This window comes from Enterobacter sp. AG326, from assembly GCF_004362415.1.
GTDB classification, from domain to species: Bacteria; Pseudomonadota; Gammaproteobacteria; order Enterobacterales; family Enterobacteriaceae; genus Enterobacter; species Enterobacter asburiae.
The window spans coordinates 562,292-587,817 of sequence record NZ_SNXG01000002.1; the positions used below are offsets into that span (position 1 = coordinate 562,292).

Below are 25,526 nucleotides of genomic sequence, written 5' to 3' on the forward strand. Positions count from 1 at the left end.
AAGGCAACGCACACTAGGGAATTGATCTTAACCGCGAGTGCCGCATGTCTGTCTCACGCTTCAAATTCTCCGTAAAACCGCAGGAAGCCATCCTCATTCTCATCACCATGTTCTGGGGCGGTACGTTTCTGGCCGTTCAGTACGCGGTGACCCTCAGCGATCCGTTCTTTTTTGTTGGCCTGCGCTTTGCGACGGCGGCGCTTGCCGTAGGGCTGATTTCGCTTAAAACGCTGCGGGGGCTGACGCTTACAGAGCTTAAGGCCGGCGTGGCGATTGGCGTGGCGATAGCGATGGGCTATAGCCTGCAGACGTGGGGATTGCAGACCATTTCCAGCAGCAAATCCGCGTTTATCACAGCGATGTATGTACCGCTGGTGCCGCTATTGCAGTGGCTCTGCCTCGGCAGAATTCCGGGCCTGATGTCCTGTATTGGCATCGTGCTGGCGTTTATCGGTCTGATCCTACTGGCCGGGCCGGAAAATAACCTGCTGGCGCTGGGGCCGGGCGAAATCATCACCCTGATTGGGGCGATTGCTATTGCGGCGGAAATTATTCTGATTAGCGCCTGGGCGGGCAAGGTCGACGTTAAGCGGGTGACGGTGGTACAGCTCGCCACGGCGTCGCTGGTGGCGTTTGCGACGATGGTGCCGGCAGGGGAATCCGTGCCGCCGATGTCCACCGGCCTGGTGGTGGTCGCACTGGGGCTGGGTATCTTCAGCGCCATTATTCAGGTCACCATGAACTGGGCGCAGCGCAGCGTATCGCCAACCCGCGCGACGGTGATTTATACCGGCGAACCGGTCTGGGCGGGGATTTTCGGACGTATTGCAGGTGAGCGTCTGCCGCTGCTGGCGCTGGTGGGCGCGGCATTTATTGTCGCCGGGGTGCTGGTGAGCGAGTTAAAACTCAAACGGAAGAAGAACGCGCTGCCAGAAAATGACAGCGCGGCGTTAAATCAGGAATCCTGATGCACGACGGCGCCCTGCGGCGCGGCGGCCATCCGGCGGCTCAGCAGGGCGTTAAGCAGGATCGCGCCGAAGGTCGCCGTACCAATCCCGCCAATCGTAAACCCGCCAAGCGTCAGGGCAAAATCGCCCGCGCCCAGCACCAGCGTGACCGCCACCATAATCAGGTTGCCGTTCTGGCTGAGATCGACTCGATGCTGCACCCAGATGCGCGCCCCGGCCACGGCGATCAGCCCAAACACCACAATCGATGCCCCACCGATAACCGGTGACGGAATGGTGTGGATCAGCGCGCCGAACTTTGGTGAGAAGCCGAGCAGCATCGCCATCACCGCCGCCGCCACGAAGACCAGCGTCGAGTAGACCTTGGTCACCGCCATCACGCCGATGTTTTCAGCATAGGTGGTGACGCCGCTGCCGCCTACGGAACCGGAGAGCATGGTCGCCAGACCGTCACCGACGAACGCGCGGCCCATGTACGGATCCATGCTGCGCCCGGTCATTCCCGCAACCGCCTTCAGGTGGCCTAAGTTCTCTGCTACCAGGATCACCGCCACCGGTGCGATAAGCATCATCGCCTGGGTGTTAAAGGTGGGCGAGGTCACCTTCGGCAGGCCAAACCAGGCGGCCTGATGCAGTAGGGTAAAATCAACCGGCTTTCCCAGACCGAACACGTTGGCCAGCAGGGCGTAGACCAGACAGGCGACAATCAGCCCAACCAGGATCAGCAGACGCTGGATCATGCCGCGCGTGAACACCGCCACCAGGCCGATGCAAAGCACGGTGATCACCGCCATCCAGCTTTCAAACGGCGAGGCGGAGACGCTCCTGACCGCAATCGGGGCGAGATTGAGGCCTATCGCCATCACCACGGCGCCCGTCACGACCGGGGGCATCATTCGCTCGATCCAGCGCGTGCCGATTTTCATCACCACCAGACCAATCAGGGTGTACACCAGACCGCAGGCGATGATGCCGCCGAGGGCCACGCTCAGGTTGGGGTTGATCCCCTGGCCGTTAAATCCGGTGGTGGCGATGACCACCCCGACAAAGGCGGCGCTGGAGCCGAGATAGCTGGGCACGCGCCCGCCGGTGACGAAAAAGAACAGCAGGGTACCGATACCCGACATCAAAATAGAGAGGTTGGGATCCAGTCCCATCAGCATCGGCATCAGCACCGTGGCGCCAAACATGGCGACCGCGTGCTGAACGCCCATCACCATCGTCTGCCCGAGCGGGAGGCGTTCATCCGGCGCGACCACGCCTGCGTCTGTGGAGGTCGATTTCAACTGCCAGTGGGGAAATCCGAACATGGTCTGTCTCCTTAGAGCGGGTTAACAGGCGGGTCGCATGAGCGCGTGGTAGCCGCGGTCAAACCACACCAGCCCTTGCGGCGCGGGGTGGCGGATAATCGAAACAATGTCGCAAAACAGAATGTCGTGGGTGCCGACGCTCACCACCTGGCTGATGCGGCAGTCAAACGAGGCCAGCGCATCCTCCAGGCGCGGGCAGCCCGTGTCGCCCGTCTGCCAGCGGGCGGCGGCAAAGCGTTCCGCCATCGGCGTTTTCCCGCCAAACAGGTTAGATAAAGGCTCCTGTCCTGCGCTCAGGGTATTCACGCAAAGGGTGCGGTTTTCGCTAAAGGTTGGCCAGACGGACGCGCCGCGGTTCAGGCACACCAGCAGGGTGGGCGGTGAATCCGTGACGCTGCACACCGCGCTGGCGGTGAAGCCTGCCATCCCCGCCGGGCCGTCGGTGGTGATGATGTTGACCGCCGCGCCAACGCAGGCCATGGCGTCGCGAAAGGTTTGTTTATCCGGTGTCGTCATAATCGCTCCTTACGCCAGCCCGCAGGCATCGTCGAAGTCCAGACGCGGCAGGCGCCCGTAAAGTTTGCGGGTATCGCCATAGCCAATGTTGATCAGCAGATTGCTTTTAAGCGTGGTGCCGGTGAAAAAGGCCTCGTCGACCTTCTGGCGGTCAAATCCCGACATCGGGCCGGTGTCCAGCCCCAGGGCGCGACAGGCGAAAATCAGGTAGGCGGCCTGCATTGAGCTGTTGCGAAAGGCGGTCTCTTCCGCATGCGCGGGGCTGGTGGTAAACCAGCTCTTTGCATCGCCGTGCGGGAACAGCTCGGGCAGGCGCTCGTAGAATTCACCGTCCCAGGCGACAATCGCCGTGACCGGGGCGGTGAGCGTTTTCTCGAGGTTGCCGCTGGAGAGCGCCGGGCGCAGCTTCTCTTTCCCCTCCGCGCTTCGCACAAACACAATTCGCGCCGGGGAGCAGTTGGCGGACGTGGGCCCCCATTTCATCAGGTTGTAGATTTCGCGCAGCGTTTCGTCGCTGACGGGCATATCCAGCCAGCCGTTGTGGGTGCGGGCGCCGGTGAACAGCGTTTCCAGCGCGGCGGGGGTAATGGCTTCGCTCATTAAAGCTCCTTATAAAGCGGGTTCCGGGCTGTGCAGCAGGCTGGCAAGCCCGTTCAGCAACAGGGTGTTAAAGGTATCCGGCTCGGTGACGTTGCAGGCATGCCCGCCCTGGCGCATCACCGCGCTGCGGCTGTGCGGGATCGCCGCCTGCAGTTCCGACGAGCAGACGGAGGGCACCAGCATGTCGTCGGCGGAACAGATAATCTGTACCGGGCAGCGAATGCGCGCGGCATGGCGGCTGAAGTCGGCCTTTTTCAGGGCGCTGAGCCTGTGCAGCAGGTTGGATTTGCCCTGGAAATGGGCCAGCGCCAGCGCCTCTTCTGCCTCCAGGCGAGGGGCGCGGGCGGCCATCCAGTCCGCCGGGTAGAGAAACAGCGGCTGCGCCTCGACCCACGCCTGCGCGCCGCCGTAATGCAGCAGGCGCTCGCGGATCTGAAAGCAGCGGCGGGTGTGGGCGTTGAGGGTCAACCAGCCGTTGACGCACACCAGCGCGGTGAGGGCGTCGGGCCTGTCGAGGGCCAGCTGCAGGCCGACCAGCGCCCCCAGCGCGTGACCCACGACGCAGTAGCGGGCAATCCCGGCATCCGCCAGCGCCTGGGCCAGCTCGTCCGCCATCTGCGCAAGGCTGTACCCTTCCGGCAGGGTGTCAGGGTTATTGCCCGTTCCCCGCTGGTCATAGCACACCACCTGATACTCCGGCTCCAGCGCGGCCAGCTGGGGCAGCCAGTAGCTGCCGCTGCCGCCGAGACCGGAAATAAAGACCACCACGGGCGCGCCCTCATACGGCGGCGGCGAGACGGAAAGTTTCATACCTGCCTCACTTCGCGATGTGCGCAACGGTGGCGATTTCAACGAGCGCCTCTGGCTTCACCAGCCCGCACTGAATGCAGAATCGCGCCGGTTTATCGCCGGGGAAGAACTCGGCGTAAATCTCGTTAATCGCGGCGTAGTTTTTCCAGTCGGTGATAAAGATGCTGTTGAAGGTCACATCCTCCATCGTGCCACCCGCCGTTTCGATCACGGTTTTGATCGTCTCGAGCACGTGGCGGGTTTGCGCCTTTGGGTCGTTGATAAACACCACGTTGTTGTCTTTATCAAACGGCAGCGTGCCGGAGACATACACCACGCCGTCGGCGAGGGTGCCGGGAACAAACGGGGCAATCGGCGTGCTGGTACCCGGCGGGATGATTACGGATTTCGGCATCAGGTGTCTCCTCAGGCGATACGGGCGAGCGGGGGATTCAGGGCGTCGCAGAAATCATTGACGTTACTGACCCAGCCAAAAAAGGTTTCAATATTGAACAGGGCCGCCTTCTGGGCGAATTCCGGCCCGGCCTGATGGGTCGCGTCCTCCAGCACCACGCCAAAATATTCGAGGAAAAAGCCGTCGCGCAGGGTCGACTCCACGCAGACGTTGGTGGCGATGCCGGTGAACACCAGATGGCGAATGCCCCGGCTGCGCAGCAGGCTGTCGAGCGGGGTGTTGAAAAAGCCGCTGTAGCGCGGTTTGGGCAGGACAATATCGCCCGCCTGCGGTACCAGCTCATCCACCAGCTGATAGTCCCAGCCGCCTTTCGCCAGCAGCTTGCCCTGCAGTTCGGGCCGTTTACGCATGGTTTTAAGGGCGTTCGACTTGTGGAAGTTGGGCGAGCCGGGGCCGCCGGCCTCGACGTACTGGTCATCCCAGCCGTTCTGGAACCAGATGATGAGCATGCCCGCGGCGCGCGCGGCGGCAACGGCGGTTTTAATGTTCTCAATCACCGGCCGGGTGGCGGAGACGTCGAACCCCGCCAGATCCAGATAACCGCCCTGGCTGGCGTAGGCGTTTTGCATGTCCACCACGATCAGCGCGCTCTGCTGTGGCGCGAAGGTGATGGCTTCCGGGCGTGCGTTAAGGGTGGTCATTACGCCACCTCCTTCGTGACGGCAGGAATGTGGGCGCGGCACTGCATCAGCGGCTGGATGCGCTCGCCGAAGGTTTCCACGCCGGTCAGGAAATCGTCGAAGGTCAGCAGAACGCCTTCCGCACCGGGCACGGCCGCCACTTCGTCCAGCATTCTGGCGACGCTGGCGTACGAGCCGACCAGGGTGCCCATGTTGATATTGACCGCAGAGGTTGGGTCGGCCATCTGGCGCACGTTGGTATCCGCGCCGGAGCGGGTATCCTTCTGGCTCTGTTCGGTGAGCCAGCTCAGGGCCTCTTCGTCGGCGCCGTCCTTATAGCGCTCCCATTTGGCGCGCGCGGCGTCGTCGGTTTCGTCGGCGATCACCATGAACAGCACGTAGGAGCCCACGTCGCGCCCGGTCCTGTCGGCGGCCTCTTTCATGCGCGCGGCGGTCGGGGCGAAGGCGGAAGGCGTGTTGACCCCTTTACCGAAGCAGAAGTTAAAGTCGGCGTATTTGGCGGAAAATTCCATCCCCGCGTCGCTCTGTCCGGCGCAAATCACCTTCATCGGCACCGACGGCTGCGGGCTGACGCGGCAGTCGTTCATGGTGAAGAAGTCACCCTTGAAATCGCTTTTGCCGGTACCCCACAGGTCGCGCAGCACCTGGACGTATTCGGTCAGGTAGTCGTAGCGACGCGAGAAGTAGTCGTCACCCGGCCAGAGCCCCATCTGCTCGTACTCGGGTTTTTGCCAGCCGGTGACCAGGTTGACGCCAAAGCGCCCGCCGGAGATGGAGTCGATGGTGGAGGCCATGCGCGCGACGATCGCCGGGGGCAGGGTGAGCGTGGCGGCGGTAGCGTAGATTTGGATCCGCGAGGTGACCGCGGCCAGCCCGGCCATCAGGGTAAAGGACTCCAGGTTGTGGTCCCAGAATTCGGTTTTGCCGCCAAAGCCGCGCAGCTTGATCATCGAAAGCGCAAAGTCGAAATGGTAGTGCTCCGCTTTCTGCACGATGGCTTTATTGAGCTCAAAGGTCGGCATGTACTGCGGTGCAGCGGTCGAGATAAGCCAGCCGTTGTTGCCGATGGGTACAAATACGCCAATTTTCATCACGAACCTCTCTTCATTACGTCGCAGGTGTAACGGTGTTTTTGCAAAGGCAGTGCCAGTTTTGAAAATGGCAGTGTTATTAATGTGTTAATCAGAAGTTGGTGGATTGATGCGGTTAAATGTGGACTAACTGGTCAAAAACTTTGCACAGAAAACAGGCATTCATGCGCGATCGGAGTGCAGGATGTCGTGGCGAGACGGGGGTTTTGCTATGCTGAGGGCAACGCAGAATAAGGAGAGCGGGAATGACACAAGGCGCAGTGAAAACACCAGGTAAACGTTCGCAGGCGGTGAGTGCCAAGAAGCAGGCGATCCTCAGCGCGGCGCTGGAGACTTTTTCGCAGTTTGGTATTCACGGCACGCGCCTGGAGCAGGTGGCGGAGCAGTCCGGGGTATCCAAAACCAATCTGCTCTACTACTACCCGTCGAAAGAGGCGCTCTATATCGCGGTGATGCAGCAGATCCTCGATATCTGGCTGGCGCCGCTGAAGGCCTTCCGCGCAGAGCTGGCCCCGCTGGTGGCGATCAAAGAGTACATTCGCCTGAAGCTGGAGGTGTCGCGCGATTACCCGCAGGCGTCGCGACTGTTTTGTCTTGAGATGCTGCAGGGCGCGCCGCTGTTGCAGGCGGAACTCACCGGAGATTTAAAACAGCTGGTGGACGATAAGTCGGCCATTATTGCCGGGTGGGTCGCCAGCGGAAAGCTGGCTCCGGTCGACCCGCATCATCTGATCTTTATGATTTGGGCCTCCACCCAGCATTACGCTGACTTTGCGGCCCAGGTTGAGGCGGTGACCGGTAAAACGCTGCAGGACGAGGCGTTTTTCCACAGCACGCTGGAAAACGTGCAGCGGATGATTATTGAAGGGATCCGCCTGCGCTAGTTTCCCGGCGGGAGAGGGCAGCTTAAGTCGCCCTCTTCACACTGCATCAGCGAGGCCAGAAACGCTTCACGCTCCACGGTTTTTTCCGCCAGGCACTGGTTAACAATCATTGGCTGGACGCTCCCGCCTTCCGTCCCCGAACCGATAAACGCGCAGTCCGCATCGCGCAGGGTAATCCACGCCTGCTGTGCTTTTTTCAGCAGGTCGCGCTGGGGTGCCGCTGCACGCTTAACGGCGGCCTGATAGGTCTGGTTGAGTTTTTTATCGGCAGCCTGGTACTGCTGCGCGCTACAGGTATTCAGCTCAAGCTGGGTGGTCGCTTTGTCGCACTCGTCGGCCAGCGCGCTGGCGCTCATTAGCAGTGCTGCACTGGCGATAAGATATCGTTTCATATACTCCCCAATAAAATAAGGCTCCGTCTCCGGAGCCTTATTAGCACAGCGTTAGCCTATTGTCATCAGGCTGGCGTTACCGCCTGCCGCCGCGGTGTTGACGCTGAGCGAGCGCTCCACGTACAGACGCTCCAGCAGCAGGTTGGTTTCCCCGCGCGCAAAGCCCTGCACGGAAACGATGGCGCCGCTGCGGGCTGCAACCTGCTCGCACAGTTCGCGCAGCTGATCGGAATCACCGTGGTAGATCACCGCATCAAACGGCTGGGTCAGCAGGTTATCGGCTTTCGCGAAGCGAATGCGGGCCGAGACCACCTTCGGCAGCTGTTTGGCGAGATCGCGATGCAGGGCATCTTCCGGCCACAGCACTTCACAGCCGGTAGCCATCGCGGCGGCCAGCTGCACCAGCGCGTCCTGCTCGTTATCGGCCACGCACAGCACGCGCTCGCGCGGCATCAGCGTCCAGGTGTTGCGCTCGCCGGTTGGACCCGGCAGCAGACGCTGCGTGCCCGCCTGCGCCAGCTCGCCGTACTGCTGGGCGACGGCACGCAGCTCAGGACGTTTTTCTGCCCATGAGATGAGCGCCTCCAGCGGCTGCGTCAGCACGGCTTTCAGCTGCGCATCGACCGGATAGTCCGCATCCTGGCGTGCCAGGGTGACGCCCAGGGCGTTCTCCGGACGGTTCGCCAGCAGACGGTACAGGTAAAGCGGACCGCCCGCTTTCGGACCGGTGCCGGAGAGGCCTTCTCCGCCAAACGGCTGTACGCCCACGACCGCGCCGACCATGTTGCGATTGACGTACAGGTTGCCCACTTTGGCGCTGCCGGTGACCTGCGCGATAGTCTCGTCGATACGGGTATGCACGCCGAGCGTCAGGCCATAGCCGGAGGCGTTGATCTGCTCAACCAGCTCGTTCAGGTTGTTACGGTTGTAGCGCACCACGTGCAGCACCGGGCCGAAGACCTCTTTTTTCAGCTCGTCGAAGCTTGCCAGCTCAATCAGCGTTGGCGGCACAAAGGTGCCGGTCCGCCATTCGCGGGTATCTTCGCTGTTCTCGCGCACCGCCTGGAATACCGGACGGCCTTTCGCGCGCATGGTCTGAATGTGGTTTTCGATGTTGGCTTTGGCTTCCGCGTCGATCACCGGTCCGATGTCGGTGGTGAGACGGCCCGGGTTGCCCATGCGGCATTCGGCCATCGCGCCGCGCAGCATCTTCAGCGTGTGGTCCGCCACGTCGTCCTGCAGGCACAGCACGCGCAGAGCGGAGCAGCGCTGACCGGCGCTGTCGAACGCGGAGGCCAGCACGTCGACCACCACCTGCTCGGTGAGCGCGGAGGAGTCAACGATCATGGCGTTCATCCCGCCGGTTTCCGCGATGAGCGGCGTAGGGCGACCCTGTGCATCCAGACGGGTGGCAATGTTGCGCTGCAGCAGCGACGCCACTTCGGTCGAGCCGGTAAACATCACGCCGCGCACGCGGTTGTCGGAGGTCAGTTTGGCGCCGACGGTTTCACCGCGGCCCGGCAGCAGCTGAACCACGCCCGCCGGCACGCCGGCTTCCAGAAGAATGCTGATGCCCTGCGCGGCAATCAGCGGGGTCTGCTCTGCCGGTTTTGCCAGCACGCTGTTGCCTGCGGCCAGGGCGGCGGCAATCTGGCCGGTGAAGATCGCCAGCGGGAAGTTCCACGGGCTGATACAGACGACCGGACCCAGCGGACGGTGGGTTTCGTTATCGAAATCATCGCGCACCTGACCGGCGTAGTAGTGCAGGAAGTCGACGGCCTCGCGCACTTCGGCAATGGCGTTGCTGAAGGTTTTACCCGCCTCGCGCACCAGAATGCCGATGAGCGACTGCATCTGATCTTCCATCAGCACCGCTGCACGCTCCAGAATCGCGGCGCGCTCCTGCGGCGGGGTGGCGAACCAGATAGGGGCGTTGTTCACCGCGCTGTCCAGCGCCTGATCCACTTCCGCTTCTGTCGCTTCACGCGCGTAGCCGACGATATCCTTCGGCTCGGCCGGGTTGATCACCGGCTGCATTTCGCCGTCAGCAGCGGGCTGCTCCAGAATCGGTTTAGCCTGCCACTTCTGCAGCGCGCTGTTGAGCAGGGCAGAGGAGAGGGACGCCAGACGGTGTTCGTTGGCGAGATCCAGACCCGCCGAGTTGACGCGGCCTTTGCCGTACAGCTCGCGCGGCAGGGCAATCTTCGGATGCGGCAGGCCAACCTGGCCTTCCTGCGCCGCCATCTTCTCAACGGCCTGGACCGGGTCGGCCACCAGCTCGTCCAGCGGCAGCGTGGTGTCGGCGATGCGGTTAACGAAGGAGGTGTTCGCGCCGTTTTCCAGCAGACGACGCACCAGGTACGCCAGCAGGGTTTCGTGCGTTCCCACAGGAGCATAGATTCGGCATGGGCGGTTCAGCTTGCCGTCCGCCACTTTACCGGTGACCTGCTCGTACAGCGGTTCACCCATGCCGTGCAGGCACTGGAACTCGTACTGGCCCGGATAGTAGTTCTGCCCGGCCAGGCTGTAGATTGCCGCCAGGGTGTGGGCGTTGTGGGTAGCGAACTGCGGATAGATCAGGTTCGGCACGCCGAGCAGTTTTTTCGCACAGGCGAGGTAAGAGACGTCGGTGTAAACCTTGCGGGTATAGACCGGATAGCCTTCCAGCCCTTCCATCTGGGCGCGTTTGATTTCGCTGTCCCAGTAGGCGCCTTTCACCAGACGGATCATCAGGCGACGGCGGCTGCGGCTTGCCAGGTCAATCAGGTAATCAATTACGAACGGGCAGCGCTTCTGGTAGGCCTGGATAACGAAGCCAATGCCGTTCCAGCCTGCCAGCTCCGGCTCGAAGCACAGTTTTTCCAGCAGATCGAGGGAGATCTCCAGACGGTCGGCCTCTTCGGCGTCAATGTTAATGCCGATGTCATACTGGCGCGCCAGCAGGGTCAGGGACTTCAGGCGCGGGTAGAGTTCTTCCATCACCCGGTCGTACTGCGCGCGGCTGTAGCGCGGGTGCAGGGCGGAGAGCTTGATAGAGATGCCCGGGCCTTCATAAATACCGCGACCGTTGGACGCTTTACCGATGGCGTGGATCGCCTGCTGGTATGAGACCATGTAGGCCTGCGCGTCGGCGGCGGTCAGGGCCGCTTCGCCCAACATGTCGTACGAGTAGCGGAAACCTTTATCTTCCAGCTTGCGGGCGTTCGCCAGCGCTTCGGCAATGGTTTCCCCGGTGACGAACTGCTCGCCCATCAGGCGCATCGCCATGTCCACGCCCTTGCGGATCAGCGGCTCGCCGCTCTTGCCGATGATGCGGTTCAGAGAGCGGGAGAGATTGGCTTCGTTATGGGTGGAGACAAGTTTGCCGGTAAACAGCAGGCCCCAGGTTGCCGCGTTGACGAACAGCGACGGGCTGCGGCCAATGTGTGAATGCCAGTTGCCGTTGCTGATCTTGTCGCGGATCAGCGCGTCGCGGGTGGCTTTATCCGGAATACGCAGCAGCGCTTCCGCGAGGCACATCAGCGCCACGCCTTCCTGAGACGAAAGGGAAAACTCCTGCAGCAGACCCTGAACCATCCCGGCGCGGCCGGTGGCGGTTTTCTGGTTGCGCAGCTTGTCGGCTAACTGATACGCCAGGCTGTGCGCCTGTGCGGCAATGGCTTCCGGCAGGCGAGCCTGCTCCAGCAGCATCGGCACGGCGTCGGTTTCGGCACGGCGGTAGGCGCCGGTAATGGCGGCACGGCTGACGGACTGCGGCAGGATCTGCTCGGCGAATTCGAGGAACGGCTGATGTTTCTCGTCGCCAGCGGCCGGAGCCTCCTCGCTTTCGTTCGCCGCGCCGGCCAGCAGGGCAGGCAGCTCCGGCAGGCCCTCATCGCTCTCGAGTCTTTCGAGATAGTTAAAAATCGCCTGCTTAATTAACCAGTGCGGCGTGCGGTCAATGCGGGTTGCTGCGGTCTTAATCCGTTCGCGGGTTGCGTCATCCAGCTTAACCCCCATGGTGGTCATACCCATGCCAAAGCTCCTGTTGTTCTGTAATAGCGTTCTGTAGATAGCGTGAAATATCCCCCATGTTGCAACTTTGTGCAACCGTGTTAAATGTGACCTGGTTTGCAACCCGGAAAATGAATGGATTGTTAACGAATGGTTAGCTGGAAAAACGCGCTGGCTTTTGTGCGGGAAGCCTGGTTTTATGCGGCAGTTAACACTTTTCAAAGGTGCAACCCGTAAAAGCGTGAGCGAGTGCAACCTATAGGAAACTGGTATCAAACCGGGGATGAAATTGATGTAAATGCAGTGTTAAATCGTTTGTCAGCGGAAGGCGCATACGGCAGGATAGCGCGCCCAACCGAAACACAAGATACATTCACCTCGTTCCGGTGATCATATAACAAGGCAGCCCGGATGGTTGTCGCTCGACATTTTGGAGAATTTGAATGGCTATTAGCACACCGATGCTGGTGACATTTCTCGTTTATATTTTTGGCATGATCCTGATAGGGTTTTTGGCGTGGCGTTCTACAAAGAACTTTGACGACTACATTCTGGGCGGACGCAGTTTAGGCCCAATGGTGACCGCACTCTCTGCGGGCGCATCCGACATGAGCGGCTGGCTGCTGATGGGGCTGCCGGGCGCGATTTTCATCTCCGGTATCTCGGAAAGCTGGATCGCCATCGGCCTGACTCTCGGCGCATGGATCAACTGGAAGCTGGTGGCAGGCCGTCTGCGCGTGCATACCGAGGCCAACAACAACGCCCTGACGCTGCCGGATTACTTCACCGGACGTTTTGAAGATAACAGCCGCATCCTGCGCATTATCTCCGCGGTGGTTATTCTGCTGTTCTTCACCATCTACTGCGCCTCCGGCATCGTGGCCGGCGCGCGTCTGTTCGAAAGCACTTTCGGCATGAGCTATGAAACCGCCCTGTGGGCCGGTGCGGCGGCGACTATTCTCTATACCTTCGTGGGCGGTTTCCTGGCGGTGAGCTGGACCGACACCGTGCAGGCGAGCCTGATGATCTTCGCCCTGATCCTGACCCCGGTGATTGTAATTTTCACCGTTGGCGGCTTTGGCGAATCGCTGGAAGTGATCAAGCAGAAGAGCATTGAAAACGTCGACATGCTGAAAGGGCTGAACTTCGTGGCCATCGTCTCCCTGATGGGATGGGGCCTGGGCTACTTCGGTCAGCCGCATATCCTGGCGCGCTTTATGGCGGCGGATTCTCACCACACCATCGTTCATGCCCGTCGCATCAGTATGACGTGGATGATCCTGTGTCTGGCAGGCGCTTGTGCGGTCGGCTTCTTCGGCATCGCGTACTTCAACAACAACCCGGCGCAGGCGGGCGCGGTGAACCAGAACGCCGAGCGCGTTTTCATCGAGCTGGCGCAAATTCTGTTCAACCCGTGGATTGCCGGTATCCTGCTCTCCGCAATCCTGGCGGCGGTGATGTCTACCCTGAGCTGCCAGCTGCTGGTTTGCTCCAGTGCGATCACCGAAGACCTCTACAAAGCCTTCCTGCGTAAAAACGCGAGCCAGAAAGAGCTGGTGTGGGTAGGGCGCTTTATGGTGCTGGTGGTGGCGCTGATTGCCATCGCGCTGGCGGCCAACCCGAATAACCGCGTGCTGGGCCTGGTGAGCTACGCGTGGGCGGGCTTCGGTGCCGCGTTTGGTCCGGTGGTGCTGTTCTCCGTACTGTGGTCACGCATGACCCGCAACGGCGCGCTGGCGGGGATGATCATCGGTGCAGTGACCGTTATCGTCTGGAAACAGTTCGCGTGGCTGGGCCTGTACGAAATCATTCCGGGCTTTATCTTCGGCAGCATCGGCATCGTGGTGTTCAGCCTGCTGGGTAAAGCCCCGTCTGCCTCCATGCAGAAACGCTTTGCGGAAGCCGACGCGCATTACCATACTGCGCCGCCGTCTAAGCTCCAGGCAGAATAATTATTCTCGCTGCACAATCCAGGCCGGGTGAGCGCAAGCGCACCCGGCTTTTTTCTTGCCAAAATCCGTAATTTCCTGTGATATCCATGTGCTTATAACAATGAGGATAGCGAAGCATGACAATCAAAACAGGGGTAATGGCGGCGGCATTATTGATGCTCGCTGGCTGCACGGCGCCGTCGCAACATGCGGCGGTAGAGACCTGCAAAGCGGATAACCAGATGCAGCAAACCACGCTCTATTTCGGCTTAAATCGTCCTGCCGGGGCGCAGATCGCCGGCAACGAGTGGCAGCAGTTTGTTGACCAGGACGTGACGCCGCGCTTTCGCGATGGCTTAACGGTATTTGATGCGCGCGGGCAGTGGCTGGGGAACGACGGAAAAGTGGCGCGTGAGCCGAGCAAAGCGCTGATGCTGATCCACGGTAAAGATGCGCAGAGCGAGAAGAACATCGAAGCGTTACGCGGGATTTATAAATCACGCTTCGCGCAGGAGTCGGTGATGCGCGTCGACCAGCCGGTGTGCGTACAGTTCTAATAAAAACGGCGGGAAATCCCGCCGTTGTTGTATCGTAGGCCCGCGCAAGCGAAGCGCCGCCGGGCATTAACCGCACAAAACTTACAGCACCAGCCCCGCAAAGCTCGCCGACAGCAGGCTCACCAGCGTCGCGCCGTACACCAGACGCAGACCAAACCGCGATACCACGTTCCCCTGCTGCTCGTTCAGGCCCTTAATCGCCCCGGCCACAATGCCGATGGACGCGAAGTTCGCGAAGGACACCAGGAAGACGGACAAAATACCCAGCCCGCGAGGGGACATCTGATGCGCGATTTTTTGCAGCTCAATCATCGCCACAAATTCATTCGCCACCAGCTTGGTCGCCATAATACTGCCCGCGTTCAGGGCATCGCTCAGCGGAATACCCACCAGCCACGCCAGCGGATAAAATACATAGCCCAGGATCTGCTGGAAGCTCATGCCAAATACGCTGGAGAAGAGGGCGTTAACGGCGCTAATAAGCGCGATAAAGCCAATCAGCATGGCCAGAATAATCATCGCCACTTTAAAACCGGCCAGAATATACTCGCCGAGCATTTCGAAGAAGCTCTGCGATTCATGCAGTTTTTCCAGCCTGATATCCGGCTCCGCTTCCGGGCGCGCCGGGTTGATGACGGAGAGAATAATAAAGGTGCTGAACATGTTCAGAATCAGCGCCGCGACGACAAATTTGGCGTCGAGCATGGTCATATAGGCGCCGACAATCGACAGGGAGACCGTCGACATCGCCGTGGCCGCCATGGTGAAGAGACGACGAGAGGAGAGATCGCCCAGCACGCCCTTATAAGCAATGAAGTTTTCCGACTGGCCGAGGATCAGTGAACTCACCGCGTTAAAGGATTCCAGTTTGCCCATACCGTTCAGTTTCGACAGCAGCGTACCGATGACCCGAATAAAAATCGGCAGGATCCGCCAGTGCTGAAGAATACCAATCAGCGCGGAAATAAAAATAATCGGGCAAAGCACGCCGAGGAAAATGAACGCCAGCCCTTTTTCACCCATTCCGCCAAAGACGAAATTCGTCCCTTCCGAAGCAAATTTCAGCAGTGATTCAAAGAAGCCGGAAACATATTTAATCAGGAATAAACCGCTTTCGGCGTGCAGGAAAAAGAACGCCAGCGCAATTTCAATAACAATCAGCTGTAAAACATAACGAATGCGAATTTTTCGGCGGTCGAAACTTACCAGCCAGGCAAGCGCGAGAATAATGACCAGCGCCAGCAGGAAATGGACAATTTTAAACATAGTTAATTTTCACCAGGTGTTTGAGGCGGATATTTAGCCACAGCCCCGTACCAGCGTAAATGGGCATTTTCGTTATAACTTATAAACCTGAACGTAACGTATGTAACTATTATCAGGCTCGGCGTTTACAACTCGTCATCAAAACACCACACATTTCGCTTGTGTTTCTTTTCGCCGTAATGATAATCACTATCACAAGAATTTACCTTTCTTTGCATCAGTTGACCGCGATAAACATTTAAGGTGTCGGCATGTTTGTTCCATTTCTCATTATGTTACGTGAAGGGCTTGAAGCTGCCCTTATCGTGAGCCTCATCGCCAGTTATCTGAAGCGAACCCAGCGCGGACGCTGGATTGGCGTCATGTGGGTCGGGGTATTCCTTGCCGCGGCACTCTGTCTGGGCCTCGGTATCCTCATCAACGAAACCACCGGGGAGTTCCCGCAGAAAGAGCAGGAGCTGTTTGAGGGTATCGTCGCCGTGATTGCGGTGGTGATCCTTACCTGGATGGTGTTCTGGATGCGTAAAGTCTCCCGTAACGTGAAGGTGCAGCTGGAGCAGGCGGTGGATAACGCGCTGCAAAAGGGCAATAACCACGGCTGGGCGCTCATTATGATGGTCTTTTTCGCCGTCGCGCGTGAAGGTCTGGAGTCCGTTTTCTTCCTGCTGGCGGCGTTTCAGCAGGACGTGGGGATCTGGCCACCGCTGGGAGCCGTGCTGGGTCTTGCTACGGCCGTGGTGCTCGGTTTCCTGCTCTACTGGGGCGGTATTCGCCTGAACCTGGGCGCCTTCTTCAAGTGGACCAGCCTGTTTATTCTGCTGGTGGCGGCAGGGCTGGCGGCGGGGGCGATACGCGCTTTCCACGAGGCGGGCCTGTGGAACCATTTCCAGGACGTGGCGTTCGACCTCAGCAACGTGCTCTCCACCCATTCACTGACCGGCACCTTGCTCGAAGGTATCTTCGGCTATCAGGAAACGCCGAGCGTCAGCGAAGTGGCGATGTACTTTATTTATCTGGTTCCGGCACTGGTGCTGTTCGCAATGCCGCCGCGTACCGGCACGCAGGCGTCGCGCGTTACGCCATAATTTTTGTTTTAGTTACAACATACTTTTAAAGGGAAGAGTCATGGCAATTCAGTTCCGTCGTAGTGCGTTATGCGCAGGCATTGCCGCGCTGTTCGCTTCTGCATTCTCCGCCTGGGGCGCGGATGTTCCTCAGGTTAAAGTCACCGTTAATGACAAGCAGTGTGAGCCGATGACCCTCACGGTGAACAGCGGCAAAACCCAGTTCATTATTCAGAACCACAGCCAGAAGGCGCTGGAGTGGGAGATCCTGAAAGGGGTTCTGGTGGTGGAGGAGCGCGAAAACATCGCCCCTGGCTTTAGCCAGAAGATGACCGCCAACCTGCAGCCGGGTGAGTATGAGATGACCTGCGGTCTGCTGACCAACCCTAAAGGGAAGCTGATCGTCAAAGGTGAAGCGACGGCCGATGCGGCGAAAGGCGCTGCGGTGCTGAGCCTGGGAGATGCGATTACGGCGTATAAAGCCTATGTCACGAAAGAGACGGCGGACCTGGCGGCGGCAACTAAAGCCTTTACCGATGCGGTGAAGGCCGGTGACATCGAAAAAGCGAAATCCCTGTATGCGCCAACCCGTCAGCACTACGAGCGCATCGAGCCGATTGCTGAACTGTTCTCTGACCTTGATGGCAGCATTGATGCCCGCGAAGATGATTTCGAGCAGAAAGCCGCCGATCCGAAATTCACCGGTTTCCACCGTCTGGAAAAAGCCCTGTTTGGCGACAACTCCACCAAAGGGATGGATAAATACGCCGAGCAGCTGAACGGCGACGTGCTGGAGCTGCAAAAGCGCATCAGCGAGCTGGCTTTCCCGCCGTCAAAAGTGGTGGGCGGCGCGGCCGGTCTGATTGAAGAAGTGGCCGCGAGTAAAATCAGCGGCGAAGAAGATCGCTACAGCCATACCGATCTGTGGGACTTCCAGGCCAACGTCGACGGCGCGCAGAAAATTGTTAACCTGCTGCGTCCACAGCTGCAGAAAGAGAACGGCGAACTGCTGGTTAAAGTGGATGCCAACTTCAAAAAAGTCGACACCATTCTGGCGAAGTACCGGACTAAAGACGGGTTTGAAACCTACGACAAGCTGACCGATGCCGACCGTAACGCGCTCAAAGGCCCGATTACCGCTCTGGCGGAAGATCTCTCTCTGCTGCGCGGCGTACTGGGTCTGGACTAAGCACGATGAATAAGCATAGCGAGAACGACGTGGTTGAGCCTTCACGTCGTCGATTGTTAAAAGGGGTAGGGGCGCTGGGGGGCGCTCTTGTTCTGGCCGGTGGCTGTCCGGTAGCGCATGCGGCGAAACCGCAAAGCGCGCCCGGCACGCTGTCACCCAATGCCCGCATGGAGACGCAGCCGTTTTATGGCGAACATCAGTCGGGCATCCTGACTTCGCAGCAGGCGTCCATGATGCTGGTGGCCTTTGATTCGCTGGCCAGTGATAAAGCCGATCTGGAGCGCCTGTTCCGCCTGCTGACGACGCGCATCGCGTTTCTCACCGCCGGCGGACCGGCGCCCGATACGCCGAACCCGCGTCTGCCGCCAATGGACTCCGGCATTCTGGGGCCGTTTATCGCCCCGGATAACCTGACCATTACCGTTTCGCTCGGTGAGTCGCTGTTTGACGCGCGCTATGGGCTGGCAAAACAGAAGCCGAAAGCGCTGCAGAAAATGACGCGTTTCCCGAACGACTCCCTGGACGCGGCGCTGTGTCATGGCGACCTGCTCCTGCAAATTTGTGCCAATACCCAGGACACGGTGATCCACGCCCTGCGCGATATCATCAAGCACACGCCGGATCTTCTGAGCGTGCGCTGGAAGCGGGAAGGTTTTATCTCGGACCACGCCGCCCGCAGTAAAGGGAAAGAGACGCCGGTGAACCTGCTGGGCTTTAAGGACGGTACGGCCAACCCTGACAGCCACGATGGTGCGCTCATGAAGGAGGTGGTGTGGGTCACTGCCGATCAGGGCGAACCGGCGTGGGCGGTGGGCGGCAGCTATCAGGCGGTACGGATTATCCAGTTCCACGTGGAGTTCTGGGACCGCACGCCGCTGAAAGAGCAGCAGACGATCTTTGGTCGCGATAAGCAAAGCGGCGCGCCGCTCGGCATGAAGAACGAGCATGACGTGCCCGACTACGCCAGCGATCCCAATGGCGATACCATCGCGCTGGACAGCCACATTCGTCTGGCCAATCCGCGCACCAAAGAGACGCAGTCCAGCCTGATGATGCGTCGTGGCTACAGCTATTCGCTCGGCGTGACCAACTCCGGTCAGCTTGATATGGGCCTGCTGTTTGTCTGCTATCAGCACGATCTGGAAAAAGGCTTCCTGACCGTGCAGAAGCGGCTCAACGGCGAAGCGCTGGAAGAGTACATTAAGCCCATCGGCGGCGGCTATTTCTTTGCCCTGCCGGGCGTGCGCGATCGGAACGCATACCTCGCTCAAGGTCTTATTGAAGCCTGATAATTGTCCCCGCAACAGTTCGCGGGGACATTATTTTTTCATATGACTATCCTCCTGTTATATTTCTGTAATATTTCTATATGAGACTGATTTCACCTGTAGGGACAGTCTTAAAAGTTGCATTCAGGTAAAATAAATGTTGCATTTATGATAACTCCTGATGTACTTAAGATAAGACAGCGGTAGTTCCCGGCAGTGATGCTGAATCACTATGGAGATCGCGAATGGTTGCGTCCTGTACTGGACAAGGTAAACATAACAACCGCAGCACCCGGCGCGGAGGCTCAGACTCCGGCAGCGATTTCCTCACCACTAAATTCTCCCCCCTTCCTCAAGAATCTGATTCGACCGACGTGCAGAACGGTGCGCGTAGCTGTTCCGTATCGTTATCCGATAAAGCAAGCAATGGCTTACAAGGAAGCCAACCCTCTGATGTTCGTGCGCATAATCGTGCCGAAGCTGGCGCGTGTGATGAATACCAACAACTCAAGGTGCTATCCATGGGAAGACAAAAAGCAGTGATCAAAGCTCGTCGCGAAGCAAAACGTGTGCTGAGACGGGATTCACGTAGCCATAAACAGCGTGAAGAAGAATCGGTCACCTCGCTTGTGCAGATGAGTGGCGTAGAAGCAATTGGCATGGCCCGAGACAGCCGTGATAATTCTCCAATTGTGGCGCGCAATGAGGCTCAGGCGCACTACCTGAATGCTATCGAGAGTAAACAGCTCATCTTTGCAACCGGTGAAGCCGGATGCGGGAAAACCTGGATCAGTGCAGCCAAAGCGGCGGAAGCGCTGATTCATAAGGACGTGGAGCGCATTATTGTTACCCGTCCTGTACTGCAGGCTGATGAAGATCTCGGCTTCCTGCCCGGAGATATTTCGGAGAAGTTTGCTCCGTACTTCAGGCCCGTCTATGACGTGCTGGTGAAGCGACTGGGCGCATCCTTTATGCAGTACTGCCTGCGACCAGAGATTGGCAAGGTGGAAATCGCGCCGTTCGCCTATATGCGCGGACGTACATTTGAAAATGCGGTCGTCATTCTTGACGAGGCTCAGAACGTGACCGCTGCGCAAATGAAGATGTTTTTAACGCGCCTCGGGGAGAACGTGACGGTTATCGTTAACGGCGATATTACCCAGTGTGACCTGCCATCCGGCGTGAAATCCGGGCTGAGCGACGCCATGTCACGTTTTGAGGAAGATGAAATGATTGGGGTGGTACGCTTCACCAAAGAGGACTGTGTGCGTTCCGCGCTCTGTCAGCGCACGCTGCAAGTCTATTCCGACTAAAGGTAAAGCATTATCGTTTTACCTCTTTACTGTAATGTCTTCCCGGCGTAATGCCGGGAAGCATCGTATATACTTCGCAGAAATTCCCCCTTATTTAAGCATGTATAGCTGGAACAATAATTTCGATTATTAAATGGGTGGGTGTTTTTATTCTTTTTTGCAGAAGTGTGATATGAAGTGATAATACCCACAAAATACCTGTGAATATAATGAGCGCGCTAATTGTTACTTAAAAATTTAACGTGAATGTTGTCACAGAACATTACTACGAAGTAAAAATTAAGTTGGTGTCTTCAGGTGAGTTATCTATGTTTCGTACTTGTTCGAACAAAATTCTAAGAAGAAACACAACAGGGGAGCCTTTTCCCTGAAACATCACGCTGAGGGTCATACATGAACGAACTGGTTGGTGCTATTAATGGTGTAATCTGGAGCCCTGCGTTAATATTTTTATGTCTGGGTGTCGGCCTCTATTTCTCGCTGCGTAGTCGCTTCCTGCAATTACGCCATATCAAACATATGATTACCCTGATGTTCCAGGGGCGTCCTACCGATGCAGGCGTATCGTCTTTTCAGGCGCTGACGATGACGCTGGCAGGCCGCGTGGGGACAGGGAATATCGCCGGTGTGGCCACGGCAATTACCTTCGGAGGTCCGGGCGCGCTTTTCTGGATGTGGATAGTCGCTTTTTTAGGTGCCAGCTCCGCATTTGTCGAATCCACCCTGGGACAAGTTTATAAAGAAAAAATTAACGGCGAATATCGCGGTGGTCCTGCCTTTTATATTGAAAAAGGTTTAGGCGTTAAGTGGTACGCATGGTTATTTGCTATTGTGACTATTTTTTCCTGCGGATTATTACTTCCGGGCGTGCAGGCAAACTCGATTGGGGCGAGCCTGGATATTGCTTTTGGTCTGAGTCCGAACGTTACGGCTGCATTACTTGCTGTGCTGTTAAGTTTTATTATTTTCGGCGGTGTGAAAAGGATCGCCAGCTTTAGCAGCATGGTCGTTCCATTTATGGCGCTGGGGTATATTATTGTCGCCTGCGTGATTATCGCTATTAATATTAACCAGCTCCCTTCGGTTATTCTGCTGATCTGGAAAAGTGCGTTCGGCCTTGAAGCAGGTTTCGGTGCCATCCTGGGTCAGGCCATCATGTGGGGCGTTAAGCGCGGCGTCTATTCCAACGAGGCCGCGCAGGGGACCGGGCCGCATGCATCATCTGCGGCGGCAGTAAGCCATCCGGTGAAGCAGGGGCTGGTTCAGGCGTTCTCGGTCTACATCGACACGCTGTTTGTCTGCTCCGCGACCGGGTTTATGCTGCTGATCACCGGGCTGTATAACGTCCAGGGCGTCGATGGCGCAGCGCTTTATACCGGCATTGCTGGCGTGGCCGCGGGTCCTGGCTATGTGCAGACGGCGATGGAAAGTATGATGCCGGGCTTTGGTAATTACTTTGTTGCCATAGCGCTGTTCTTCTTTGCTTTCACGACGATTATTGCCTACTACTATATTGCCGAAACTAATATCGCCTTCATTAACCGTAAAATTCACCGTCCGTGGCTGACATTCCTGCTCAAGCTATGTCTGATGGCCTCCACGGTATATGGCACGGTTCGCACCGCGGACCTGGCATGGGGACTGGGGGATATTGGGGTAGGGCTGATGGCATGGCTCAACATTATTGCCATTGTTCTGTTGCATAAAAAAGCGTTTGCCAGCCTTAAGGATTATGAAATCCAGAATGCGCAGGGGCTGGATCCACAGTTTGACCCGATTCGGCTGGGGATTAAAAATGCGGATTACTGGCTTGATGGGCGTAAGGATGAGGATGGTGTTCAGCCTGAGCAGGTTTCATCGCTTGAAAGAAAGCAGCCGGCCGCAAAGTTGAATAGCTGAGTAGCGGTTTGAGACGGGCCCGTACTTTAGTGCGGGCTTTTTTTGTCGCTTAGGCGGCTCAGTCCGCACCGGGGGGGATTGACTCGCTTCGCTCGCCCTACGGGCAGCCTGTTCGCTGCGCTCTCAGTCTGTCCAACTGGCTGTCGCCAGTTGTCGAACCCCGGTCGGGGGTTCTCATCCCCCCCTTTTCGGAGAATATAAAAGAAAAAAGCCCGTACTTTCGTACGAGCTCTCATCTTAAATATGGCGGTGAGGGGGGGATTCGAACCCCCGATACGTTGCCGTATACACACTTTCCAGGCGTGCTCCTTCAGCCACTCGGACACCTCACCATATTGTTTTGCTGCCTGACCGCTTGGGGGGCAACGGGGCGCTACTATAGGGAGTTGCGCTAACACGGTCAAGCAGATTTTCAGCTTTAGTGCCTGTTCGGTTAAGCATTAATCAGCTCCACGGTTTTTACGTCGTGGAGCAGGGGATTAACGCTGTGAATCGAGCACTTCGCTGTTTTTAACCACTTCCTGCGCTTTGCCGTAGCTTTCGATCAACAGCTGGTAAGCCGGGAAGATGTGGGTATACACCTCAGCCCACTCAGCCGCGTCCTCACGGTTCCAGGTTCTCTGGATCTCGGAGGCCACCGCCGCCGTATCCATCGGGACCACGCCAGCCTGCACCACGCGCGCCAGGGCGATCTCCTGCGCCATTTTGCTGTAGGTACCGGAGGCATCAATCACCGCAAACACTTTATAGCCGTCCGCCACCGCGCTGATTGACGGGAAAGCCATGCAGACGCTGGTGATTGTGCCCGCGATAATCAACGTCTTACGCCCTGTCGCTTTCACCGCCGCAACAAACTCCGGGTTATCCCAGGCGTTGATCTCCCCTTTACGGGCAACATACTGCGCATGCGGCGCGTTGGCGTGGATCTCCGGGATAAGCGGTCCGTTCGGTCCCTGTGGAACGGACGCGGTGGTGATCACCGGGATCTTCGCCAGGGTAGCGATTTTTGCCAGCGCAGCCGCACGGGCGCGCAGTTCCGGCATTGGCATATCCCCAACGGTCTGGAACAGACCGCTCTGGTGATCGATAAGCAACATCACCGCATCGTTCACATCAATAACCGGACGTGCGCCATTAAAATTCGCAGGTGTAGACATTATCTTCTCCTTTATAACGTTCAGATCTGGCCGAAGCGGCCGGAGTTAAAATCACGAATGGCTTCGTTGATTTCGCTTTTACTGTTCATCACAAACGGGCCATAGCCCACGATGGGTTCATTCAGCGGCTCGCCGGCCATCAGCAGCACTTTGGCATCGCTGTTCGCCTCCATGTGCAGTTTGTCGCCTTCCTGACTCAATACGACCAGCTGAGCTTCACCCGCCTGCGTTGTACCGTTCACCGTGATGTTGCCATCAAGCACGACCAGCGCGGTGCTCCAGCCTTCGGGCTGATTGAGCGTCAGATGGCTTCCCTGGTTCAGCGCAATATCCCAGACGTTGAGCGGTGAGAAGGTGTGCGCCGGGCCGGTTACAGCCTCGTAGCGACCGGCAATGACCCGCAGCGAACCGCTGTTGTCCGGTAGCGTCACGGTCGGGATCGCATCCTTCGTAATGCTCTGGTAGCCCGGTGCCGCCATCTTGTCTTTGGCCGGCAGGTTGACCCAAAGCTGCATCATTTTCAGTTCTCCGCCTTTCTGCGAGAACGCGCTGGAGTGGAACTCCTCGTGCAAAATGCCTGCACCTGCCGTCATCCACTGCACGTCGCCGGGGCCAATGACGCCGCCTTTGCCCGTAGAGTCGCGATGCTCCACTTCACCGGAATAGACGATGGTGACCGTTTCAAAACCCCGGTGAGGGTGTTGGCCTACGCCGCGTTTCGCCCCATCTGCCGGAAAGGTGTACGGGCCCGCGTAGTCCAGCAGCAGGAACGGGCTCAGCGGCTCGCCGTGCGTCTGATAAGAGAACATTGAACGGACCGGGAAACCATCGCCAACCCAGTGCTGGCGGGGAGCGGTATAAACGCCTGTTACGTTTTTCATGATTAACTCCTGATGTTCTGTTGATGTAATTAGCTTATATTCAGAGTTAATATCCCGGTAGATAGTGAAAATGGCATTCACTGTTCTGAAATTGGAACTATGAGGATTTATGCAGGATCTCAATGACTTCGTCTGGTTTGTGAAGGTGGTGGACTACGGTGGCTTTGCCGCGGCGGGAAGGGCGCTTGATCTGCCAAAGTCCAGGCTAAGCCGCCGGATAGCGCAGCTGGAAGAACGCCTTGGCGTGCGGCTTATCCACCGAACAACCCGACAGTTTACGGTGACCGAGGTCGGGCAGACCTTCTACCAGCACTGTAAAGCGATGATGGTGGAGGCCGAGGCCGCGGAGGAAGCCGTTGCGGCGCTGCAGGCTGAACCGCGCGGTGTTGTCAGAATTACGTGTCCGATAACTCTGTTGCATGTCCACGTGGGTCCGATGCTGGCCAGATTTCTGGCGCGCTACCCCGGGATCAATCTTCAGCTTGAGGCGACCAACCGGCGGGTAGACCTGGTGGGTGAGGGGGTTGATATCGCTATCCGCGTACGCCCGCGTCCGTTTGATGACAGCGACCTGGTATTAAGGGTGCTGGCTGACAGGGGGCATTGTCTGGTCGCCGGTCCGGCCTTAATTCAACGCATGGGAGAACCCGTCGTGCCATCTGAACTCAGTGCCTGGCCCGGGTTAAGCATGAACGAGGGGAAACATATTCATAAATGGGAGCTGTCCGGCCCCGGAGGTGCCAAAGCGGAGATCCATTACCACCCTCGATTGATCACCACCGACATGCTGGCGCTACGTGAAGCTGCCATGGCAGGCATCGGCGTGGTGCAGCTGCCGATTTTGATGGTCAAGGACCAGCTGGCGTCAGGGAAACTGGTACGGGTGCTCGACGCATGGGAACCCCGACGGGAAGTGATTCACGTGGTTTATCCTTCGCGGCGCGGCCTGCTGCCGTCGGTCAGGACGCTGGTGGATTTTCTGACCGAAGAGTATGCGCGGATGGTGGAAGAGTAACACTTCCCTCTCCCCTGGGGAGAGGGGCTCAGGCCGCACCGAGTTGCATATAGCACCGGGGGGGGATTGACTCGCTTCGCTCGCCCTACGGGCAGCCTGTTCGCTACGCTCTCAGTCTGTCCAACTGGCTGTCGCCAGTTGTCGAACCCCGGTCGGGGATTCTCATCCCCCCAGATGCGTGCAACATGCGAAAAAAAAAGCCCGCATTTTCATGCGAGCTCTTCTTTAAATATGGCGGTGAGGGGGGGATTCGAACCCCCGATACGTTGCCGTATACACACTTTCCAGGCGTGCTCCTTCAGCCACTCGGACACCTCACCATATTGT

Annotated in this window: 22 protein-coding genes and 2 tRNA genes; 10 read left to right on the plus strand and 14 right to left on the minus strand. The window is 58.2% G+C overall.

From position 1 onward, the window contains the following. Nucleotides 1-44 precede the first annotated feature (44 nt). On the plus strand, nt 45-968 hold the full coding sequence (locus tag DFO52_RS09655) for a DMT family transporter (protein ID WP_133550264.1): 924 nt from the start codon (nt 45-47) through the stop codon (nt 966-968). On the opposite strand, the gene rutG is transcribed toward DFO52_RS09655, so the two are convergent. Genes rutG through rutA form a run of 7 tightly spaced genes read right to left on the minus strand, consistent with a single transcriptional unit; the run spans nt 956 to nt 6,390 of the window. After that, nucleotides 956-2,278, minus strand: coding sequence for a pyrimidine utilization transport protein G (gene rutG / locus DFO52_RS09660; protein WP_029742095.1), 1,323 nt, complete (start codon nt 2,276-2,278; stop codon nt 956-958). The two genes, DFO52_RS09655 and rutG, sit on opposite strands and share 13 nt — an antisense overlap. 21 nt (nt 2,279-2,299) lie before the next feature. Then, a complete protein-coding gene (gene rutF, locus DFO52_RS09665) occupies nt 2,300-2,794 on the minus strand; it encodes an NADH-dependent FMN reductase RutF (RefSeq protein WP_133550266.1) in 495 nt (164 codons plus the stop codon). A gap of 9 nt (nt 2,795-2,803) precedes the next feature. Then, nucleotides 2,804-3,394, minus strand: a complete 591-nt coding sequence (locus DFO52_RS09670) for a malonic semialdehyde reductase (protein WP_047648127.1) — start codon at nt 3,392-3,394, stop codon at nt 2,804-2,806. A gap of 9 nt (nt 3,395-3,403) precedes the next feature. Next, on the minus strand, nt 3,404-4,204 hold the full coding sequence (gene rutD, locus DFO52_RS09675) for a pyrimidine utilization protein D (protein ID WP_047648126.1): 801 nt from the start codon (nt 4,202-4,204) through the stop codon (nt 3,404-3,406). A gap of 7 nt (nt 4,205-4,211) precedes the next feature. After that, a complete protein-coding gene (gene rutC, locus DFO52_RS09680; protein WP_010429508.1) occupies nt 4,212-4,598 on the minus strand; it encodes a pyrimidine utilization protein C in 387 nt (128 codons plus the stop codon). An 11-nt stretch (nt 4,599-4,609) separates the two neighbouring features. Beyond that, the gene (rutB, locus tag DFO52_RS09685; RefSeq protein ID WP_029742091.1) at nt 4,610-5,299 is read right to left on the minus strand and encodes a pyrimidine utilization protein B; all 690 of its coding nucleotides are present in this window, start codon (nt 5,297-5,299) and stop codon (nt 4,610-4,612) included. Further along, on the minus strand, nt 5,299-6,390 hold the full coding sequence (rutA, locus tag DFO52_RS09690; RefSeq protein WP_047648125.1) for a pyrimidine utilization protein A: 1,092 nt from the start codon (nt 6,388-6,390) through the stop codon (nt 5,299-5,301). The genes rutB and rutA overlap by 1 nt, the downstream gene beginning before the upstream one ends. Nucleotides 6,391-6,635: 245 nt before the next feature. Between rutA and rutR the strand changes: the two genes are divergently transcribed. Continuing rightward, nucleotides 6,636-7,274, plus strand: a complete 639-nt coding sequence (rutR, locus tag DFO52_RS09695) for an HTH-type transcriptional regulator RutR (protein WP_029742089.1) — start codon at nt 6,636-6,638, stop codon at nt 7,272-7,274. Here the strand turns inward: rutR and DFO52_RS09700 are convergent. Both DFO52_RS09700 and putA read right to left on the minus strand, forming a co-directional pair. Then, entirely contained in the window at nt 7,271-7,666 is a 396-nt protein-coding gene (locus DFO52_RS09700) for a lysozyme inhibitor LprI family protein (RefSeq protein WP_029742088.1), read from the minus strand. The two genes, rutR and DFO52_RS09700, sit on opposite strands and share 4 nt — an antisense overlap. Nucleotides 7,667-7,717: 51 nt before the next feature. Beyond that, entirely contained in the window at nt 7,718-11,680 is a 3,963-nt protein-coding gene (gene putA / locus DFO52_RS09705; protein WP_133550268.1) for a trifunctional transcriptional regulator/proline dehydrogenase/L-glutamate gamma-semialdehyde dehydrogenase, read from the minus strand. 422 nt (nt 11,681-12,102) lie between these two features. Between putA and putP the strand changes: the two genes are divergently transcribed. Then, the gene (gene putP / locus DFO52_RS09710) at nt 12,103-13,611 is read left to right on the plus strand and encodes a sodium/proline symporter PutP (protein ID WP_029742086.1); all 1,509 of its coding nucleotides are present in this window, start codon (nt 12,103-12,105) and stop codon (nt 13,609-13,611) included. A gap of 116 nt (nt 13,612-13,727) precedes the next feature. Then, on the plus strand, nt 13,728-14,147 hold the full coding sequence (locus DFO52_RS09715; RefSeq protein ID WP_121931235.1) for a DUF3574 domain-containing protein: 420 nt from the start codon (nt 13,728-13,730) through the stop codon (nt 14,145-14,147). Nucleotides 14,148-14,228: 81 nt separating this feature from the next. Here DFO52_RS09715 and DFO52_RS09720 read toward each other — a convergent pair whose 3' ends face one another. Further along, nucleotides 14,229-15,413, minus strand: coding sequence for a nucleoside transporter C-terminal domain-containing protein (locus DFO52_RS09720; protein WP_054830147.1), 1,185 nt, complete (start codon nt 15,411-15,413; stop codon nt 14,229-14,231). A 251-nt stretch (nt 15,414-15,664) separates the two neighbouring features. Between DFO52_RS09720 and efeU the strand changes: the two genes are divergently transcribed. From efeU to DFO52_RS09750, 5 genes are all read left to right on the plus strand, one after another. Continuing rightward, a complete protein-coding gene (gene efeU / locus DFO52_RS09730) occupies nt 15,665-16,498 on the plus strand; it encodes an iron uptake transporter permease EfeU (RefSeq protein ID WP_023327085.1) in 834 nt (277 codons plus the stop codon). Nucleotides 16,499-16,538: 40 nt separating this feature from the next. After that, nucleotides 16,539-17,666, plus strand: a complete 1,128-nt coding sequence (gene efeO / locus DFO52_RS09735; RefSeq protein ID WP_047648121.1) for an iron uptake system protein EfeO — start codon at nt 16,539-16,541, stop codon at nt 17,664-17,666. 5 nt (nt 17,667-17,671) lie between these two features. Then, nucleotides 17,672-18,955 carry an iron uptake transporter deferrochelatase/peroxidase subunit gene (gene efeB, locus DFO52_RS09740; protein WP_133550270.1) on the plus strand — a complete coding sequence of 428 codons (1,284 nt, stop codon included), beginning with the start codon at nt 17,672-17,674 and terminating at the stop codon, nt 18,953-18,955. A 500-nt stretch (nt 18,956-19,455) separates the two neighbouring features. Beyond that, nucleotides 19,456-20,247: a phosphate starvation-inducible protein PhoH gene (phoH, locus tag DFO52_RS09745; RefSeq protein WP_029740192.1), complete on the plus strand. Its 792-nt coding sequence runs from the start codon at nt 19,456-19,458 to the stop codon at nt 20,245-20,247. 393 nt (nt 20,248-20,640) lie between these two features. After that, complete coding sequence (locus DFO52_RS09750) at nt 20,641-22,146, plus strand: alanine/glycine:cation symporter family protein (protein WP_029740193.1); 1,506 nt, start codon at nt 20,641-20,643, stop codon at nt 22,144-22,146. A gap of 244 nt (nt 22,147-22,390) precedes the next feature. Here the strand turns inward: DFO52_RS09750 and DFO52_RS09755 are convergent. The 3 genes from DFO52_RS09755 to DFO52_RS09765 all read right to left on the minus strand — a co-directional run bounded on the left by DFO52_RS09755 (nt 22,391) and on the right by DFO52_RS09765 (nt 24,184). Beyond that, nucleotides 22,391-22,478 (minus strand) — tRNA-Ser (locus DFO52_RS09755). 147 nt (nt 22,479-22,625) lie between these two features. After that, nucleotides 22,626-23,303 (minus strand): isochorismatase family protein, encoded by a 678-nt coding sequence (locus tag DFO52_RS09760; protein ID WP_133550272.1) that lies wholly within the window; start codon nt 23,301-23,303, stop codon nt 22,626-22,628. Between the two features lie 20 nt (nt 23,304-23,323). Next, nucleotides 23,324-24,184, minus strand: coding sequence for a pirin family protein (locus DFO52_RS09765; protein ID WP_133550274.1), 861 nt, complete (start codon nt 24,182-24,184; stop codon nt 23,324-23,326). 109 nt (nt 24,185-24,293) lie between these two features. Between DFO52_RS09765 and DFO52_RS09770 the strand changes: the two genes are divergently transcribed. Further along, nucleotides 24,294-25,199 (plus strand): LysR family transcriptional regulator, encoded by a 906-nt coding sequence (locus DFO52_RS09770; protein WP_133550276.1) that lies wholly within the window; start codon nt 24,294-24,296, stop codon nt 25,197-25,199. Nucleotides 25,200-25,431: 232 nt separating this feature from the next. On the opposite strand, the gene DFO52_RS09780 is transcribed toward DFO52_RS09770, so the two are convergent. After that, a tRNA-Ser gene (locus tag DFO52_RS09780) sits at nt 25,432-25,519 on the minus strand. Nucleotides 25,520-25,526 lie beyond the last annotated feature (7 nt).

What these genes read in the sequence shown, in the direction of transcription:
- DFO52_RS09655 (WP_133550264.1), top strand. Translation starts at nt 45, where the DNA reads ATGTCTGTCTCACGCTTCAAATTCTCCGTAAAACCGCAGGAAGCCATC.
- rutG (WP_029742095.1), bottom strand. Translation starts at nt 2,278, where the DNA reads ATGTTCGGATTTCCCCACTGGCAGTTGAAATCGACCTCCACAGACGCA.
- rutF (WP_133550266.1), bottom strand. Translation starts at nt 2,794, where the DNA reads ATGACGACACCGGATAAACAAACCTTTCGCGACGCCATGGCCTGCGTT.
- DFO52_RS09670 (WP_047648127.1), bottom strand. Translation starts at nt 3,394, where the DNA reads ATGAGCGAAGCCATTACCCCCGCCGCGCTGGAAACGCTGTTCACCGGC.
- rutD (WP_047648126.1), bottom strand. Translation starts at nt 4,204, where the DNA reads ATGAAACTTTCCGTCTCGCCGCCGCCGTATGAGGGCGCGCCCGTGGTG.
- rutC (WP_010429508.1), bottom strand. Translation starts at nt 4,598, where the DNA reads ATGCCGAAATCCGTAATCATCCCGCCGGGTACCAGCACGCCGATTGCC.
- rutB (WP_029742091.1), bottom strand. Translation starts at nt 5,299, where the DNA reads ATGACCACCCTTAACGCACGCCCGGAAGCCATCACCTTCGCGCCACAG.
- rutA (WP_047648125.1), bottom strand. Translation starts at nt 6,390, where the DNA reads ATGAAAATTGGCGTATTTGTACCCATCGGCAACAACGGCTGGCTTATC.
- rutR (WP_029742089.1), top strand. Translation starts at nt 6,636, where the DNA reads ATGACACAAGGCGCAGTGAAAACACCAGGTAAACGTTCGCAGGCGGTG.
- DFO52_RS09700 (WP_029742088.1), bottom strand. Translation starts at nt 7,666, where the DNA reads ATGAAACGATATCTTATCGCCAGTGCAGCACTGCTAATGAGCGCCAGC.
- putA (WP_133550268.1), bottom strand. Translation starts at nt 11,680, where the DNA reads ATGGGTATGACCACCATGGGGGTTAAGCTGGATGACGCAACCCGCGAA.
- putP (WP_029742086.1), top strand. Translation starts at nt 12,103, where the DNA reads ATGGCTATTAGCACACCGATGCTGGTGACATTTCTCGTTTATATTTTT.
- DFO52_RS09715 (WP_121931235.1), top strand. Translation starts at nt 13,728, where the DNA reads ATGACAATCAAAACAGGGGTAATGGCGGCGGCATTATTGATGCTCGCT.
- DFO52_RS09720 (WP_054830147.1), bottom strand. Translation starts at nt 15,413, where the DNA reads ATGTTTAAAATTGTCCATTTCCTGCTGGCGCTGGTCATTATTCTCGCG.
- efeU (WP_023327085.1), top strand. Translation starts at nt 15,665, where the DNA reads ATGTTTGTTCCATTTCTCATTATGTTACGTGAAGGGCTTGAAGCTGCC.
- efeO (WP_047648121.1), top strand. Translation starts at nt 16,539, where the DNA reads ATGGCAATTCAGTTCCGTCGTAGTGCGTTATGCGCAGGCATTGCCGCG.
- efeB (WP_133550270.1), top strand. Translation starts at nt 17,672, where the DNA reads ATGAATAAGCATAGCGAGAACGACGTGGTTGAGCCTTCACGTCGTCGA.
- phoH (WP_029740192.1), top strand. Translation starts at nt 19,456, where the DNA reads ATGGGAAGACAAAAAGCAGTGATCAAAGCTCGTCGCGAAGCAAAACGT.
- DFO52_RS09750 (WP_029740193.1), top strand. Translation starts at nt 20,641, where the DNA reads ATGAACGAACTGGTTGGTGCTATTAATGGTGTAATCTGGAGCCCTGCG.
- DFO52_RS09760 (WP_133550272.1), bottom strand. Translation starts at nt 23,303, where the DNA reads ATGTCTACACCTGCGAATTTTAATGGCGCACGTCCGGTTATTGATGTG.
- DFO52_RS09765 (WP_133550274.1), bottom strand. Translation starts at nt 24,184, where the DNA reads ATGAAAAACGTAACAGGCGTTTATACCGCTCCCCGCCAGCACTGGGTT.
- DFO52_RS09770 (WP_133550276.1), top strand. Translation starts at nt 24,294, where the DNA reads ATGCAGGATCTCAATGACTTCGTCTGGTTTGTGAAGGTGGTGGACTAC.